This window comes from Streptomyces sp. NPDC006655 (assembly GCF_040703965.1).
Lineage (GTDB): Bacteria > Actinomycetota > Actinomycetes > Streptomycetales > Streptomycetaceae > Streptomyces.
This window is the reverse complement of sequence record NZ_JBEYJU010000056.1, coordinates 42,474-57,467: the sequence shown is the minus strand read 5'-3', so window position 1 is coordinate 57,467 and position 14,994 is coordinate 42,474. Positions and strand designations below refer to the sequence as shown.

13 protein-coding genes, 1 tRNA gene and 3 pseudogenes are annotated in these 14,994 nt (G+C 69.8%); 10 read left to right on the top strand and 7 right to left on the bottom strand.

Annotated features, from left to right (window positions below; translation table 11 throughout):
* Window positions 1-29: 29 nt before the first annotated feature.
* From AB0958_RS28425 to AB0958_RS28415, 3 genes are all read right to left on the bottom strand, one after another.
* Window positions 30-386: a hypothetical protein gene (locus tag AB0958_RS28425; RefSeq protein ID WP_366893324.1), complete on the bottom strand. Its 357-nt coding sequence runs from the start codon at window positions 384-386 to the stop codon at window positions 30-32.
* Between the two features lie 331 nt (window positions 387-717).
* Window positions 718-1,017 (bottom strand): antibiotic biosynthesis monooxygenase, encoded by a 300-nt coding sequence (locus AB0958_RS28420; protein ID WP_366893323.1) that lies wholly within the window; start codon window positions 1,015-1,017, stop codon window positions 718-720.
* Between the two features lie 145 nt (window positions 1,018-1,162).
* Window positions 1,163-1,546: an ester cyclase gene (locus AB0958_RS28415; RefSeq protein WP_366893322.1), complete on the bottom strand. Its 384-nt coding sequence runs from the start codon at window positions 1,544-1,546 to the stop codon at window positions 1,163-1,165.
* Between the two features lie 168 nt (window positions 1,547-1,714).
* Between AB0958_RS28415 and AB0958_RS28410 the strand changes: the two are divergent.
* The 3 genes and pseudogenes from AB0958_RS28410 to AB0958_RS28400 form a co-directional block, all read left to right on the top strand.
* A pseudogene (locus AB0958_RS28410) lies at window positions 1,715-2,302 on the top strand (site-specific integrase); the annotation flags it as partial.
* Window positions 2,303-3,283: 981 nt separating this feature from the next.
* Window positions 3,284-3,682 (top strand): hypothetical protein, encoded by a 399-nt coding sequence (locus tag AB0958_RS28405; protein ID WP_366893321.1) that lies wholly within the window; start codon window positions 3,284-3,286, stop codon window positions 3,680-3,682.
* Window positions 3,683-3,873: 191 nt separating this feature from the next.
* A complete protein-coding gene (locus tag AB0958_RS28400; RefSeq protein WP_366893319.1) occupies window positions 3,874-6,549 on the top strand; it encodes a glycosyl hydrolase in 2,676 nt (891 codons plus the stop codon).
* Window positions 6,550-6,621: 72 nt separating this feature from the next.
* Here AB0958_RS28400 and AB0958_RS28395 read toward each other — a convergent pair whose 3' ends face one another.
* Window positions 6,622-6,837, bottom strand: coding sequence for a hypothetical protein (locus AB0958_RS28395; protein WP_366893318.1), 216 nt, complete (start codon window positions 6,835-6,837; stop codon window positions 6,622-6,624).
* 718 nt (window positions 6,838-7,555) lie between these two features.
* On the opposite strand from AB0958_RS28395, the gene AB0958_RS28390 reads away from it, so the two are divergent.
* The 3 genes and pseudogenes from AB0958_RS28390 to AB0958_RS28380 form a co-directional block, all read left to right on the top strand.
* Window positions 7,556-7,876, top strand: coding sequence for a hypothetical protein (locus AB0958_RS28390; RefSeq protein ID WP_358973911.1), 321 nt, complete (start codon window positions 7,556-7,558; stop codon window positions 7,874-7,876).
* A 326-nt stretch (window positions 7,877-8,202) separates the two neighbouring features.
* A complete protein-coding gene (locus tag AB0958_RS28385; protein ID WP_366893317.1) occupies window positions 8,203-8,397 on the top strand; it encodes a hypothetical protein in 195 nt (64 codons plus the stop codon).
* Window positions 8,369-8,898: pseudogene (locus AB0958_RS28380) on the top strand (tyrosine-type recombinase/integrase); the annotation flags it as partial. The gene AB0958_RS28385 and the pseudogene AB0958_RS28380, both read left to right, overlap by 29 nt.
* 68 nt (window positions 8,899-8,966) lie before the next feature.
* Here AB0958_RS28380 and AB0958_RS28375 read toward each other — a convergent pair.
* Window positions 8,967-9,044 (bottom strand) — tRNA-OTHER (locus AB0958_RS28375).
* 269 nt (window positions 9,045-9,313) lie between these two features.
* Between AB0958_RS28375 and AB0958_RS28370 the strand changes: the two genes are divergently transcribed.
* Window positions 9,314-10,600 (top strand): helix-turn-helix domain-containing protein, encoded by a 1,287-nt coding sequence (locus tag AB0958_RS28370; RefSeq protein ID WP_366893316.1) that lies wholly within the window; start codon window positions 9,314-9,316, stop codon window positions 10,598-10,600.
* Window positions 10,601-10,665: 65 nt separating this feature from the next.
* Window positions 10,666-10,803, top strand: a pseudogene (locus AB0958_RS28365) (IS630 family transposase); the annotation flags it as partial.
* Window positions 10,804-10,949: 146 nt separating this feature from the next.
* On the opposite strand, the gene AB0958_RS28360 reads toward AB0958_RS28365, so the two are convergent.
* Window positions 10,950-11,522 (bottom strand): AI-2E family transporter, encoded by a 573-nt coding sequence (locus AB0958_RS28360; RefSeq protein WP_366893315.1) that lies wholly within the window; start codon window positions 11,520-11,522, stop codon window positions 10,950-10,952.
* A 467-nt stretch (window positions 11,523-11,989) separates the two neighbouring features.
* Window positions 11,990-12,541, bottom strand: coding sequence for a DUF308 domain-containing protein (locus AB0958_RS28355; RefSeq protein WP_366893314.1), 552 nt, complete (start codon window positions 12,539-12,541; stop codon window positions 11,990-11,992).
* A gap of 266 nt (window positions 12,542-12,807) precedes the next feature.
* Between AB0958_RS28355 and AB0958_RS28350 the strand changes: the two genes are divergently transcribed.
* Both AB0958_RS28350 and AB0958_RS28345 read left to right on the top strand, forming a co-directional pair.
* On the top strand, window positions 12,808-13,308 hold the full coding sequence (locus AB0958_RS28350; RefSeq protein ID WP_360248466.1) for a hypothetical protein: 501 nt from the start codon (window positions 12,808-12,810) through the stop codon (window positions 13,306-13,308).
* 301 nt (window positions 13,309-13,609) lie between these two features.
* On the top strand, window positions 13,610-14,803 hold the full coding sequence (locus AB0958_RS28345) for a helix-turn-helix domain-containing protein (RefSeq protein ID WP_366893313.1): 1,194 nt from the start codon (window positions 13,610-13,612) through the stop codon (window positions 14,801-14,803).
* Window positions 14,804-14,994: the final 191 nt, after the last annotated feature.

Here is a 14,994-nt window from a genome sequence, read left to right as displayed (position 1 = left end):
CGGCTCCAGCTTCGCCCACTGCGCATTCGTCAGATCGTGCCTCCCCACGAAGTGGATCTTGACACATCAAGATCCACTTCTGAAACGCACCCTAGGCCGATCAATGTCAGGTTGGTATTAATGACGAAGTTACCGAAGCAGACACCCTGGATACGCAGCGTCGCCCCGGGCTGCGCGTTGGAGAGGGCATTCTGCAAGGCGTTCGGGTTGTGTTTGCAGTCGACCACGGCGCCAGAGTCGATGGCCGCGGCCGGTCCTGCCTCGACCAGACAGATTGCGCCCGCTGCCGCCACCGCTGCCGCGGCTTTCCCCCAGCGGGGGCGCACTCCCTCGGTCACTCGCGGAATACGCCCGAGGCGCAGCCCGCTGAAGGATGGTGTGGCCATGCGAACGCTGGGTGTTAGGGGCAGGCCGCGACGTCCCTCTCATGGCCGTGACGAGTTACCGGCGTGGCCTAGTCGATCAGGTCGGCGGAGTCACTCAATTGCCCGAGTCAGGGCGACGGGCGCCCGCCGGCAGTGGGGCCGGTGCCCATTCGAGAGCGAGGCTTTGAGGACTGTGCTCATCCCTATCAGGTCGATCACGGGGGCCTGTCAAGGTCGACCAACAGTCCCTGCGCCTCGGTCGATTGGCCACTGAGGTCCGGCACCGACCGCTGCTGTTCGTGCTGTTGGTGTCAGCCGCTGGTGTCAGAGACCAATGCAGTCTTGACGACGTCTACAGTCCCAGCCCGCCCAGGACGGACACCTCCTGCCTGGTGAACTCTCCCGTCAGCATCGGCATCGCCTTGCCGATGGCAGCTGTTGCCTCAGGCAGCTCTAGCGAAGCATCGTGGTGTTCCTTGCTCTCCCAGACCTCGGTCACCCAGATCGTCACGTCATCGTCGTCGGACACGCTGACAACGTAGAGGTGGCATCCCGCCTCACGGAGACCGTCCACACCACTCAGCAAAATGGAGACGACTTCGTCGCGGGAACCGGTGCGGGTTTTCATCGAGGCGATGTAGCCGTAAGTCATGGTGACTCCCTCTCCCTGGGATGAACCGTTGTGCCTGGGCCAGGACCCTTCCATCGGTGGCCTGGAGAAACAAGGACGGGAGGTCACGGCCGAGCGCCCACACAGCCCGTCGCCACTACGCACACCGAGATCATCTCGCAAGTGATCAACCTGGGGTCACGCTGCTACCCGCCGGGCGGTTGAGCGTGGACATGCCCCACAGTTCGGCGATGCGACCGTCGAGCACCCGGAAGATCTCCATCATCGAGGGCAGAGGCTGGTCATCGACGCCTGCGCCGCCCAAGACACCGTGCAAGGACGTGCGAACCGCCACCTTGTCCGCATCCACGACCATGTCCTCGACGATGACCTGGATGTCGGGGAACGTGGCGTGAAGCTCGCTCCACGCCTTGACGACGCTGTCGACGCCGACAGTGCCCAGCGGATGGCTCACGAAGTCGGCGGAGAAGATCGTCTCTGCCGCAGCGAGGTCGCGAGCGTTGAACGCCTCGTACATGCGCTGAGCAACGGCCCTTGCGTCGTGCGTCATATCACTTCCCAGCCGTCGGCGACCTCAGCAGTCAACCACGCACTCGACTCACCCAAGCCGCCGGCACTCAAGACGTCGTCCCCCCTCGGCACCCGCCCCGGCTCCCATCCCGTACGCCGTCGACCCACAGACCGTGGAGCGGGCGCGGTCCAAGGGCGTCAAGGTGGAGCTGCCGCACGTCGTGATCCGCTGTAGGCGGCGTTCGTGCTTGCGGTGGCCATGGGACTGCGGCGCGGCGAGCTGGTGGGGCTGCGCTGGTCGGATATGGACCTGGACAACCGAGTGCTGCACGTGCGTCAGCAGACGCAGCGGCGCAGGGGATCGCTGTACGACGACGACCCCAAGAGCCGCCGCAGGCGCGTGATTCCGATGCCCGCACTGTGTATCGCGCCGCTGCGCCGGCACCGCTTGCGCCTGCGTGAGACCTTCACGCGCACGGGCGTCGAGTGGTCGGAGAGCGGCTACGTCTTTGCCACACGGAACGGCCGGCCGGTCGAGCCGCGCAACGTCTACCGGTCGTTCACGCGAGTGGCCGCTGACGCCGGTCTGCGCGTGGTCCGGCTGCACGATGCACGGCACGGCACCGCCACGCTGCTGACGGCGGCCGGCGTTGTCCCACGGGTCATCATGGAGATCCTGGGACATAGCCGGATCAGCATCACGATGGACGTGTATACGCACGTCGTGCACAACACCCAGCGGGAGGCGATCAGCCACATGGACCGGCTGCTCAAACGCCGACGGCCTGCCGCCTGACAGACTGTCGCCGAGCCGTCGCACAGGTGGGGGGCGGGATGCTCATAGGTATGGTGCTACTGCTGGTGCTGGCCCTGAGTTGGGCTGTGCTCGGGGTGCACGCGTTGCTGCTCGGACGGATGCCTGGCCGACGGCTTCCCCGGCTGGTGCGACAACCCCGGCTGTGGGGTACCGGGGCCCTGCTCATGCTGGTGAGCTGGAGTGTCCGCTCCCCGTCGCTTCTCGCGGTCGGCGTCGGGTTCGTCGCTTTGGGACACGTTAGGAAGCCCGGGCGCTGATCGGCCTACTGCGACGTAGAGGCGACTGCCGTCAAAGCCTGCCGTCAAAACGGCCCGAACCATGATCGGTCCGGGCCGTTTTGCCTGGTGCCCCCGGCAGGATTCGAACCTGCGACACCCGCTTCAGGAGAGAGCCTATTGATCACCCTGTCTGCTCTGGATTTTCCCCAGCTTCACCGTTCCTGCTGGTCAGTGCGTTGGAGTCTTCCGGCTTCTTCCGGTCCTTCCCTGTCTTTACTCGGCCTTCCCCGCCGCCGTTCCCATGACGTTCCCATGAGAGGCCGCGAAAGTCCCCGGGGACAGGGGGCCGGGAGTCGCCCGAGGCTGGCCGCAGGGTTGGAAGCGGTGAGCACCGCAGACCCTTTGGGGACGACAAGGCCCCGCCCACGCCGTCCTCCTTGCCGGTCCCTCGGCCGGACTCGCCTGGGGCGCCGACGGCCATGTACCGCTGCTGGTGTCCGGTGCCGCCGCCCTCGTCCTCGCCGCCGCCTTCCCCGTCCCGGGCCGCTCCTGGCGGTCCACCCGGTGACCGAGCCGGCGTAACGTTAATTGACGTGCCCTTGACCGTTTCCGATAACTCCCCTGAAAAGGCGCCAAGTTAGGCTCGCGAGGCAACTCGTGTCCCGGCGGCACCGGGACCGCATGTGGCCGGAACAGCCCAAGACGCGCCCACCTTCGGGGAGGTGGGGATGGCAATGCGCACGTGGACGCACGGGGCACGGTCGCCGTCACCTACTACGACCTGCGCCACCTGACCGCCGGGAACACCACCACCTTGCCCACCGCAGCCTGGCTGCTGACCTTCCCGCGCGGCGCCGAGGACCACCCCACCGAGCGCCGTGTCTCCCGCGTCTTCGACTGGCTTCAGGCCCCTTACGCGCGCGGCCACTTCCTCGGCGACTACGAGGGTCTCACCACCGACGGCCCGTTCGCCGTACGACCGCTGTTCGTCGAGAGCGAGGACAACGCGCCGCAGAACTCGACCGACGCCTACAGCGGCCTGTTCCCCACCGGCACGTTCCCCGGCCCCTTCGCGGCGGCCGTGGCCACGCACCGCGCGACGGCCATCCAGGCAGTTCGGCCGCACCGGACTCTCCGGTGATCCGGGCTGCCGAAGTCTTCCGTCCGCAGACCCAAACAGTTGCGACAAGAGGGAAGTTCGTGTTCATCCGAGCCACAAGGTAAACACCCTGCCATTTTTTCCTGTGAGCCCTTTGTGTGACTGTTGTGGTCACGCCAAGATCCCCTCTGCGTCGGGACACCCCCATATGCCCGTCGCAGGGAGGAGAGGGCATGACGCCCCAACGGCTTCGTCGGCGGTTCATCACCTGTACCGTCGTAGCCGCCGCGTTCGGACTGGTCAGCACCCAGTCGTTCGCCGCATCGGCCGGCACCAGACCCCGGCCGTGGAACGCGCGCCATCAGGCCGCGATAGGCCACCAGCACATCAGGGCGGTGCACGCCGGCCACGGCATGGCCGCCTTCACCGCATCCGAAGGCGATGACGGCGGTTCCGACGAAGCGGAGAACTCAGCAGAGTCCACAGCCCAGTTCACCGAGGCGCGTACCGCGCCCGGCGTGGTCGCGCCCGGCGCCTACGGCGCGGCCTGGCAGCAGCTCCAGTCGATGAAGCACGCGAGCGGCAGCTGGGACCACGTCACCAAGAAGGCGTACAACTCCGACGATCCCCGCTACCGCGATGTGAACTCCAACTCCAGCGGCGGCGCGGGCGACGTCACCGGCCGGATCACCGGGATCGCGGCCGACGACCAGGGCTATGTGTACGCGGGCGGCGCGAACGGCGGGGTCTTCCGGTCCACGACCGGCGGCGGACACTGGAAGCCGATCGCCGACAAGTTGCCGTCCCTGTCGACGGGCACTCTGGCCCTGGACGGACAGAAGCGGCTCTGGTACGCGACGGGCGAGTCCAACACCGGGGCCACGTCCTTCGTGGGCACGGGCGTGTACGTCCTGAAGGATCCGCGGCACGGGCAGTTCCAGCCCGGCGACCGCGTCGGCGGCGCCGAACTGGAGAGCACCGTCATCCACGCGCTCCGCTTCGCCGGCACCAAGGTGTGGGCGGCGACCAGCACCGGCGTGTGGTCGCACTCCACGACCACCCTGTCCGGCCCGTGGAAGCAGGAGTTCGCCCCCAACCCGGACTATCTGCCGGGTGGTTCGAAGGCGGACGACCCGAGCGCGCCGTACAAGAACATCACCAACGACATCGCCGTCGACCCCAAGGACCCGAGCAAGGTCCTCCTCGCGGTCGGCTGGCGCGGCGGCGACACCTACAACGGGCTGTACGCCAAGCAGAACGACGGCAGTTGGAAGCCGGTCAGCGGCCTCGGCGACCTGCCGACGAGCAGCGACGACGTCGGCAACATGACGTTCGCCGCGGCAGCGGACGGCTCGCGCCTGTACGCCATCGACCAGTCTCCGGCGCAGATGGCCGCCAACCCGGACAGCGGGCTCAAGGGCGTGTACGTCTCCAGGAACGGCTCTCCGTTCGGGCCGTGGACGCAGATCGCGGACTACACCACGCTGAAGGCGTCCGGATCCGCCCTCCAGGGCGCGGGCTACATGCCCGGCGTCCAGTCCTGGTACAACCAGTTCCTCCAGGTCGACCCGGCCAACGCCGACCACCTCTACCTCGGCCTGGAAGAGGTCTTCGAGACCAAGAACGGCGGCCAGAGCTGGATCACGCCCGGCCCGTACTGGAACTTCCCCTTCCCGTGCTGGAGCATCGACCCGTCGCAGCAGACCGGTGACTGCTCACCCACCACCCACTCGGACCAGCACGCGGTCGCCGTCGGCAGCTACAAGGGCAAGACCTGGGTCTACGTCGGCAACGACGGTGGCATCTACCGGCGCCCGCTGCGCGGCGCCGTCGACTCCGGCGGCCACGCCAAGGACTGGCAGTCCCTGAACGACGGCACCCTCGACACCCTGCAGTACTACTCCGTGGGCGTCGGCAAGGACCTCACCTACGGCGGAGTCTCGGTGACCGGCGGTCTGCAGGACAACGGCCAGTCGATCCTGCGTGGCCGGGACAAGGTCATGGGCTCCGACTTCGGCGGCGACGGCGGCGACACCATCACCGACCCCGCCAACGGCTGCAACACCGCAGAGGAGTACGTCTACCTCGACATCTGGGTCACCCAGAACTGCGGTGTCAACGACGGTTCCTGGTCCACGGACCCGTCGAAGGCCACCGAGTACGAGGTCGCCCCGCCGGACAAGGACCTGGGCGGTGCGGGCGCCCGCTTCATCGCCCCGATCACCGCCGACGCCAAGAACAGCAACACCTGGATCGCCGGCGGCCGGCACGTCTGGGTGCAGACCAAGGGCTTCGCGATCCGCTCCGGCAAGGAGTGGACCAGCGCCTACGACCTCGGTGACGGCCACGTGGCCACCGCCGTGGCGTCCTCGGGCGGCACGGTGTACGTCGGCTGGTGCGGGCCCTGCAACAACCAGGGCTTCACCCGGGGCATCGCGGTCGGCAAGGCCGACGGCACCGGCTGGCGCCAGCTGAACCTCCCGGTCGACGGCACCATCCCGAACCGCTACATCTCCGGCTTCGAGGTGGACCCGGCCGACGCCCAGCACGTGTTCGTCGCCGTCAACGGCTTCTCCCGCAAGTGGACCGAGGGCCCGGGTGCCGGCGTCGGCCACGTCTTCGAGTCGAGGAACGGTGGCGCCGACTGGACGGACATCTCGGCGAACCTGCCCGATGTTCCCGCCAACACGGTCAAGCTCCTGCCGAACGGCGGCCTCGCCCTCGGCACCGACCTGGCGACCTTCTACCGGCCCGCCGGAACCACCCAGTGGCAGGTCCTGGGCCACCACCTGCCCACCACGGCCGTGATGCAGCTGCGCCTCGGCCCGGACCGCAAGCTGTACGCCGCCACCCACGGACGCGGCATCTGGTCCTTCGACGTACGGCGCCTCAAGGGCCGTAAGAACTGACCAAGACCGACTCCGGCATACGACGGCCGGTGCGCACCCAGCCCGGGGCGCACCGGCCGCCGCGTGTCCGGCTCACTGCACCGGATACGCCGCCACACTCAGCCGGAGCGTGAAAAGGGGCGCGCCCTGCGGACCCCAGGTGACGGTCACCGAGCCGGTGCGCGCGGCCCGCACCGTGACCCGGGTGACGCCCTGCCTGTCGGTCGCGGCCGAGGTCACCAGGGCCAGCATCGGGTTGCTGCTGCGTGCCTGCGGCCAGCCACCCTGGGCCCGGGGCTTGAGGACCACGGTCACCGTCGTACCCGATCGCACACACAGGGTGTGGACGGAGGGATCCCCGGGGCCGTGGGCGATGGTTGCGGAGCCCGCGACACATCCTGCGGACGCGGAGGACGTCCCGTGAGGGCTTGGGGCTCGCGTCGACTTCGATGCCTGCGGTTTCGGCGTTGCCGACACTGTCGCGGAGGGCGAGCTGGGGGTGCTCGGCGTGCTGGAGCCGCTCACCGAGGGCTCGGTCGTGGGTGGGGTGGCGGAAGGGCGCGGCGGGGCTGAGTCCGCCTCTGAGTCGCCGCCGCTGCCTCCGCAGGCGGTCAGGAGACAGGAGAGGGCGACCAGGACGGCCGCGAGTGAGGGCCGGGTCCGTCGGCCCCGTCTGCTGTCCTCCGTGGTCATGACCACTCCTTCGCGCCATTGGGACGTCGCTACGACGTCCGGGGCCGTACTTCGGTTCCGGTTCCGGTTCCGGGTCCGGCTGGCGGCGGCCTGTCGGCCGACCCCGACGGCAGGATCCGCCCGGTCGCAGCTGCCGGCGGTCTGCTGGTCGACTTCGCCATGCCGGTCATCAACGGCTCCTCGTCGAAGCGCTTGTACAGCGGCATCGCGATCGGGGGGCCTGCCAGTTCATCTACGAGACCGCTCGCCGCGCGGATTGGGCCGCCCGGGGGTACGGACGCACTCCTCGCGGTGATGTGGGGTAGGCGGTGTGAAACCTGATGGGAGGAGCATCATGACCACCTACGTGATCACTGTGCCCGGCACCTTTACCGCAGGCGTCGACGAGGCGGCACGGCAGCGGCTGGGGCGGGCGCTGCGGCCCGCGGATCCGCACGGCACCAGGATGGGCAGCGCCGAGGACCTGGACGTGCTCGCCGTCAACGACGACAACACCTTCGCCCTCCGGCTCACCGTGGAGGCGGACAGCAATGCCGACGCGGAGCGCGAGGCGCGGCGGCTTGCGGAGACCGCGCTGCGGGACGCCGGGCTCGACGCGGACCGCGTGCCGCTCGGCCCCGCAGTGATCACCGGCATCGACTCCGAGATCGCCTGACCGGTCGGAGACTGTCCGACCCGCCGCGCGCTCCCGCGGTCGACGGCGAAGCGTGCCCACGGCCGCCGCCGTGGGCCGATCGGGGTGTGGTCAGGCGTCATCGATGTCGTCGGTGATCCAATCCTGGGGAAGGCCGGGCAAGGTGGTTCCCGGCCGGCCGCCGCGGTGGGCCGGCCCGAGACCGACCGGGTGATCGTCCCCTGCGACTACCCGCGGGCCGCCTGCGAAGCGGACCGCTGGGGCGCCGGCACCTGGGCCCCCGCGTCGCCTTCGCCGCCGAGTCACACATCGTGCGCGAACCGATCAGCCAAGCGGCAGCAGTCGACATGACCGCCGCTCTTGGGCAACCGCACCAGTTCACCGGCGTGGGCGGCGCCAGAGGCCTGCTCATCGACGCCCTCGGCGGCGCGGTCAACGACCGGCCCGCCGTCGCCACCGCCTTCCCGGGGTTGCGTCGTGCAGTTGCACTCGCCATGGCCTGGGTCGCCGCCGGGCGAGATGGTCGATGTCTGCTGGTCTGACCTCGACGCTCGACAACCGCGTCCTCCACGTAAGTCAGCAGACCCAGCTCTGCCGTGGCGTCCTGTGCGACGACGATCCGAAGAGCCGCCGTCGCCGCGCCGTCTGGCTGCCCGCCCGCCCTCTGTATCGCACCCCCTCGCTGGCACCGGCTGCGGCAGGCAGCTGCCGCACCAAGGCAGGGGAGAGGTGGCGCGAGTCCGACTACGTCTTCACCACCCGCACCGGCCGCCCGATCGAGCCGAGGAACGTCTACCGGTCCTTCACCCGCATCGCCCAGTCCGCCGGCCTCCGCGTCATCCGGCTGCACGAACGCCCGGCACGGCACCGCCGCCCCACTCGCAGCGGCTGGAGTCGCACTCCGCGTCGTGATGGAGATCCTCGGGCACTCCCAGATCAGCATCACCATGGACGTGTACACGCACGTCGTCCAGGACACGCAGCGCGAAGCCATGAGCCACATGGACCGGCTACTCAGGAAACGGCGCCCCGGTCGCGGCTGACCGCCCTCGTTGATGTCAAAAGTAGATGTCAAAGGCCCCGGACCATGATCGGTCCGGGGCCTTTTGGCTGGTGCCCCCGGCAGGATTCGAACCTGCGACACCCGCTTTAGGAGTTTTCCCTGGGCGGGGCTGTGACCTGCGGAGACTTCGACTTTGAGGTGTCTGACGTGGGGAACACTCCTCCGTAGTTCTCACGTGTTCACGGCGCGTCCCGGCCTCATGTGTGCTGAGTCCGTGCCGACGGGCCCTTCCCCGACAAGTGCTTGGCGGCCAGGTCGTCGGCAGGGGAGTCGATGGCATCGTGAACCACGAACTGGTTGGGGAGTCGTTCGAGGATGTCAGGGGCTCGGCGGGTCCCGGAGTGCTCAGGTATCGAGGGCCCGGACGGGCGAACGGATGTGGAAGGATCGGGTCCGTGAATGTGCTTCCCCCGTCCGGTGCGGGTGCGGGTGCGGGTGCGGGTGCGGGTGCGGGTGCGGGTGCGGGTGCGGGTGCGGGTGCGGGTGCGGGTGCGGGTGCGGGTGCGGCAGGCGGTGGTGAACTGCGGCGTGTTCTGGAGCGCTTCGACGTCGGCGTCGTGGTGCGCCGGATGGAGGCCGGGTTCGGCCGGTTGCCTGCCTACACCCGGTTCGAGTGGCCGGTGGACCGGACGGCCGTGGTGCGCTGGAACGTCGACCTCATACTGCGCTGGATGGTCAACGGGATCGCGCCGGACAGTTACCTCCGTTCCGAACTGCACGAGTTCCTGCGCGCCCGAGCTGTCGCCGGCCAGCCGATCGAGGACAGCATCCTGGTCTACCGCCGTGGTGCGCGGATGTTCTGGGAAGCACTGCTCGACCTGGCGGGTGACGAGGACCGGGCGGTGCTCGTCGCGGAGTGGGACACGGTCTGGGGCTGTCTGGAGGACTACCTCGACCTGGTGGTGGACGTGTTCGCGCGGGCCTACGCCGACCAGCAGGACGCGCCGTCCACGGCCGGAGACCGGCGCGCCCGAGCCTTGTTCGACCGGTTGTGCGCGCGGCTGCCGGTCACGATCGAGGACCGGGACCGGGCCGCCCGGCTCGGGTTCGATCTGACGGAACCGTACCGTCCGTTCGCCGCCCGGCTGGCCGGGGCCACGGTCGCCTCGCACGCCGCTCTCGCGTCGCGGCTGCGCACGGCAGGGGCGCTCGCGTTCACCGAGGGGGTCCGGGTGACCGGGCTGACACCGTCCGGGTTCGGCTGGGAGCCGTTTCTCGAAGACCCGCGGCTGATCCTGGCCCAGGACCCGCCACTCGCCCGCGACCGGCTCGGCCCGGCGGTCGACGGCCTGCGCGCGTTGCTCGCGATCGCGGCCCGGTCCGGACGCCGGGGCCGGGTACGCGCCGACGACTACCTGCCCGAACTGCTGCTGGCCGACTCCCCGGAAGCCTCCGACCGGATCGTCCGGCGGGTCTTCGGTCCGCTGGAGCGGGCCGAAGCCGTGGATCTGGCGGACACTCTGCGGTGCCTCGCCGTCCACGGCTTCGACAGCACTGCGGCAGCGGCCGCGCTGCCGGTGCACCGCAACACGCTGCTGTACCGGATGGGCCGGATCGAGAAGCTGACCGGACTGTCGCTCAAGGACCAGCGGGACCGCACCCTCGTGCTGCTCGCCGTCACCTGGGAGGCCGTCGCCCCGGACATACAGTCGGCTTCGGAGCGGCCGGACGCCTTCGACTAGTGCTCTGACCGGTGATCGTGGCGGTTGGCTGGTCGGTGAAGTCCGATCCGACGGCTGGAGGCATGGTGGCGGAGCCTGTCCGTGTGCGCAGACCTACCGATCAGCAAGGGCGGAAACTGCAGCAGATCGTGCGTCGGGGCAGCACCGACTCGGTGCGCTACCGGCGCGCGATGATGCTGCTGGCCTCGGCCGGCGGGAACCGGGCTCACATCCCGGAAGGAACTGTCCAATTCTCGACAGGCCCCAACCAAGATCAGACGTTGAACGTGACACACCCCCCTTCGTGGCCGGGACCATCCACCTGAGCAAGATCGCGCCAGCCCGTCGATCAGGGTGTTGATTCAGCACTTCATGACCCTGGGCCGGGGGTTTCGAGCGTCGTCGTGAGGCTGTCCTGCCGACGGGTTCGCAGCGCCGGGACAGTGATGGTCTTGATGGCAGCGGCGATGGGGATCGCCATCAACGCGCCGATGAGTCCAAGTAGCGTTCCGCCGATGAGCGCCGCGAGCAGCACGGCGAGGGCCGACATCTGCACCGCGTTGCGCAACACCCTCGGTGCGATGAGGTAGTTCTCCAGCTGCTGGTAGACGACGAAGAACAGTGCGACGACGATGGTGTTCGGCCACAGGTCGGTGGTGGCCAGGGCGGCGACGATGCAGACCACGGCGCCAAGTGTCGCGCCGATCATCGGGAGCAGGTCGGTCAGTGCGACGAAGACCGCCAGCGGAACCGCGAACGGCACTTGTAGGGCAGTCAGAGCGACGAACGTGGCGACTCCGGCGATCGCCGAGATGGCGAAATTCCCGATCATGTATGAGCCGACCTTGTCGGCGACGACGGCAACGGCGTCGTCGGCCTTGCGGCGGTGCCGCTGCGGGAAGGCGGCGACCAGCCCCTTCCGTATCCGGGGCAGGTCGAGCAACGTCTGGGCTCCTCTCGTGAGACCCATCTGACCCCCTGTCACCCATCCCCGCATCTCGGGGGAACCTCATGGCGAGGAACAGCCCGATGACTGCCTTGATCAGTACCGAACGTACGCTGTACAGCGTCATGGCGGCCACGGCAACCGCCGCGACGCCCCCTGCCGCTGCGACTGCCCAGCCGAACACGGTCAGCCGTGACACCGGCGCCCGGCCGGTCCTTTGATCGCCGTCGGCGGGTGCCTCGGATATTCGTCGCCCGTCTGGCTGCATGCGAACCCCTCTCGGCCCACGTCGAAACCCCACGGCCCGAACGGCGGGGTATCGGATACCTTGCCCGGTTCGTGCCCGGGGGCCGGCCGCTGATCAGTGCGGGTTCCGAGTCGCAGAACCCGCCGTGGCGCTCCCGGTTCAGGACCGCGACCGAAGCCGGAGGCCGCGCGGAGGACTGACCCCGCGGAGGATGGAGTCAGGCCGGTCGGGCGATGCCCCGGATCCGGCGTGCCAGGCCGAGCTGCATGGCGCCGAGCATGATCAGCCACAGCCCGGCCAGGAAGGACAGCGTCAGCAGCGACAACCCCGGCCAGACCAGCAGCGTCAGGCCGGCCAGGACACCGAGCAGCCCGATGAAGACGTCCCATGCTCGTCCGGGCAGGCCGGGATGGTCGACCGCCGCGAACACGGCGGTGAAACCGTCCACGATCCAGTAGACGCCGAGCAGCAGCCCCAGCGCGAGCACCGTGATCAGAACGTGCCGGATCGCGTACAGCCCGAGCAGCAGGCTCACCACGCCGAGGACCGCGGTGAGGGTGCGGGCGGTACCGGTCTCCCCCAGGCTCGCCGATCCCACCAGCCGGAAGACCCCGGTGGCGATCAGCTGAGCACCGAGGACCACCGCGAGTACGACGAGGGTCGGACCGGGCCACGCCACGGATATGACGCCGATGACGATCGAGACCAGCCCGTAGAGCAGATGCCAGGTCCAGGAACCGCCCAGGCGGGCGACGGGGCTTTTGTTCATGCCGCGAAGCTATCGGCGCTCCCGTTGGGCGAACTCCCAAAACGCAGCCGGGCCTTCGTGCCCTCGCACAGGGCGGGAGAGTGTTCAATGGAGCGGACAGAACGCGCATGCGGAGGGGATCCCGTGCCGGTGTCCGTCACGCGCCGGACACCGGCCGCGGTCCCGGCGCGGCCCCCGCGGGAAGTGGCCGCCGGGGTGCTGCCCGAGCGTCGCGGAAGCTGTCCCGAAAGACCTGTTCCAGTTGCCTACGCGGGGAGTGCGAGGACATGGCCGGTCCCGTTGACTGGGAAAGCTTCGCCGTGATGACCGGAGGCGCCAGCGGTGCCCTCACCGGCCTGTTGTTCGTCGCGGTGTCCCTCAACGCCAACCGGATCGCCAGACACCCGGTGCTGCGCGCGATCGCGGCGCAGACCCTCGTGCTGTTCCTTGCGCCGCTGGTCATGGCGACGATTCTGCTGGTGCCCCGCCAAGCCGACTGGGCCCTGGGCGCCGAACTCATGACCGCCGGGCTGGCCGGGGGTCTGAGCCTGCTGGCCATCGGGCGGCGCAGGCGCGCTCCGGTCACCGCCGACAAGCGACTGACCGGCCTCTTCGACCGCCGTGACACCAGCATCGTCGTCATGCTGCTGTTCGTGGCCGGCGGAGCCGTCCTGGCGTCCGGCAGGCCCGCCGGGCTCTACCTGCTGCTGCCCGCCTCGCTCGTGGCGTTCGTCAGCGGGGTGCTGAGCGCATGGAACTTCCTGCTCCCGCCGCCGGACATGCTGTAGCGGTCTCGCGCCGACGGCCCGTGCCCGACGCGTGCCGACAGCACCGGCGCCGACGGTGACCACGGCAGCGGCCAACCCTGTCCACCGGTCGTCGTCGGCCAACCCTGTCCACCGGTCGTCGTCGGCCACCCCGACGCACCGGCCGCACCGGACATCCCCGTGCGGCGGCCGCCACCGGCCGCCCATGCGTCGGCTGCCCCCGGCTGCCCGTGCGTGGGCTGCCCCGGCTGCCATGCGTGGGCTGCCTCCCCCATGCACCGGCGAGAACCAGTCCGCACCGAGCATCTGGAAGGTGACATCCATGTACGCCACGCCCCGGGCCGGTGTCGGACTGGCGGCGTCCGGCCAGCTGCGCGGCGTACTACACGACCTGGACAGCGAGGCGCTGGCACGGCAGTTGGCCCGCGATCTGAGCGACACCCCGGCCGGACGAATACCTGGCCATGGCTCCCGGGCGGGAGCCATGGAGGACATCATCCGCCGCAGCCTGGAACTGGTCAGGAACTGGCTGCTGAGCGGACAGGAGCCCGGCGGGGACGTGCTGTCGGACCTGTACGAGGCGGCGCGCGAGGCGGCGCGGCACGGCCTCGCCGCCGAGGACGCGATCCGTGCCTGCTGCGGCGCGGCGCGGGCGGTGCGGAGCAGCGTCACGGAGGCCGGCCTGCCCGAGGGCGGTGCCTGGCCGCCGCCTCACCTGGAGGTGCCGTGGGCGTTCCTCGACATCGCCCTGACGACCGTCACGCGGGCGTTCGCCGACCAGCGGGACCTGCCGTCCGCCGACGGCGACTCCCGGGCGGCGACGCTGTTCGCCCGGATCTGCGCCCGGTCGGCGACGACCATCGAGGACCTCGACCGGGCGGAGCGGCTGGGCTTCGAACTCACCGGCCCCCACTGCCCGTTCGTCGCCGCGATCGACGGCGGCTCGGCCGCCGCGCACGCCGGCCTGGCGGCGCGTCTGCGGTCCGCTGGCGCACTCGCCTGCACACAGGGGCACCGCGTCGCCGGGCTGACCGGTCCGGGCTTCGACTGGGCGGGCTTCCTCGCCGACAGCGCGCTGATCCTCGCCGCCGAGTCGGCCACCGGCGCCGCCGGGCTCGCGGAAGCGGTCGGCAACCTGCACGACCTGGTCACCCTGGCGGGCCGGGCCGGACGCCGGGGACGGATCCGCGCGGACGACTTCCTGACGGAGCTCATGCTCGCGAACTCCCCCCGGCTGGCCGAGGACATCGTGCGGCGGGTCCTCGACCGGCTGGACGCCGAGGACCCCTCCGGGACGTTGTCGCAGACGCTGCGGTGCCTGGCCGCGCACGGCTTCAACCGGACCGCGGCAGCGGCAGCGCTCCCGGCCCACCGCAACACCCTGCTCTACCGCATCAACCGGATCGAGAAGCTGACCGGCCTCGACCTCGACCGTCACGCACACCGGGAACTGGCCCGGCTGGCCGTCGTCTGGAGAGACACGACAGGCGGCGACACCCTGGCCCGGCCCGAGTGAGAGTCGGCGGGGGCCGCCGGGTGCACCGACGGGGCCTGGTCTCGGAACAGACTCCGGTCGGCCGGTGTCGGACGAGGACGCGCCCCGGCACCGCTCGCGGTCGGCATCTTCGACTCCGCTGCCGTCAGGGGTTGTTGCCGTGCACAACAGCCGGTCGAATCCTTGGCACCGTGCACAGTGCGCGCGGTGCC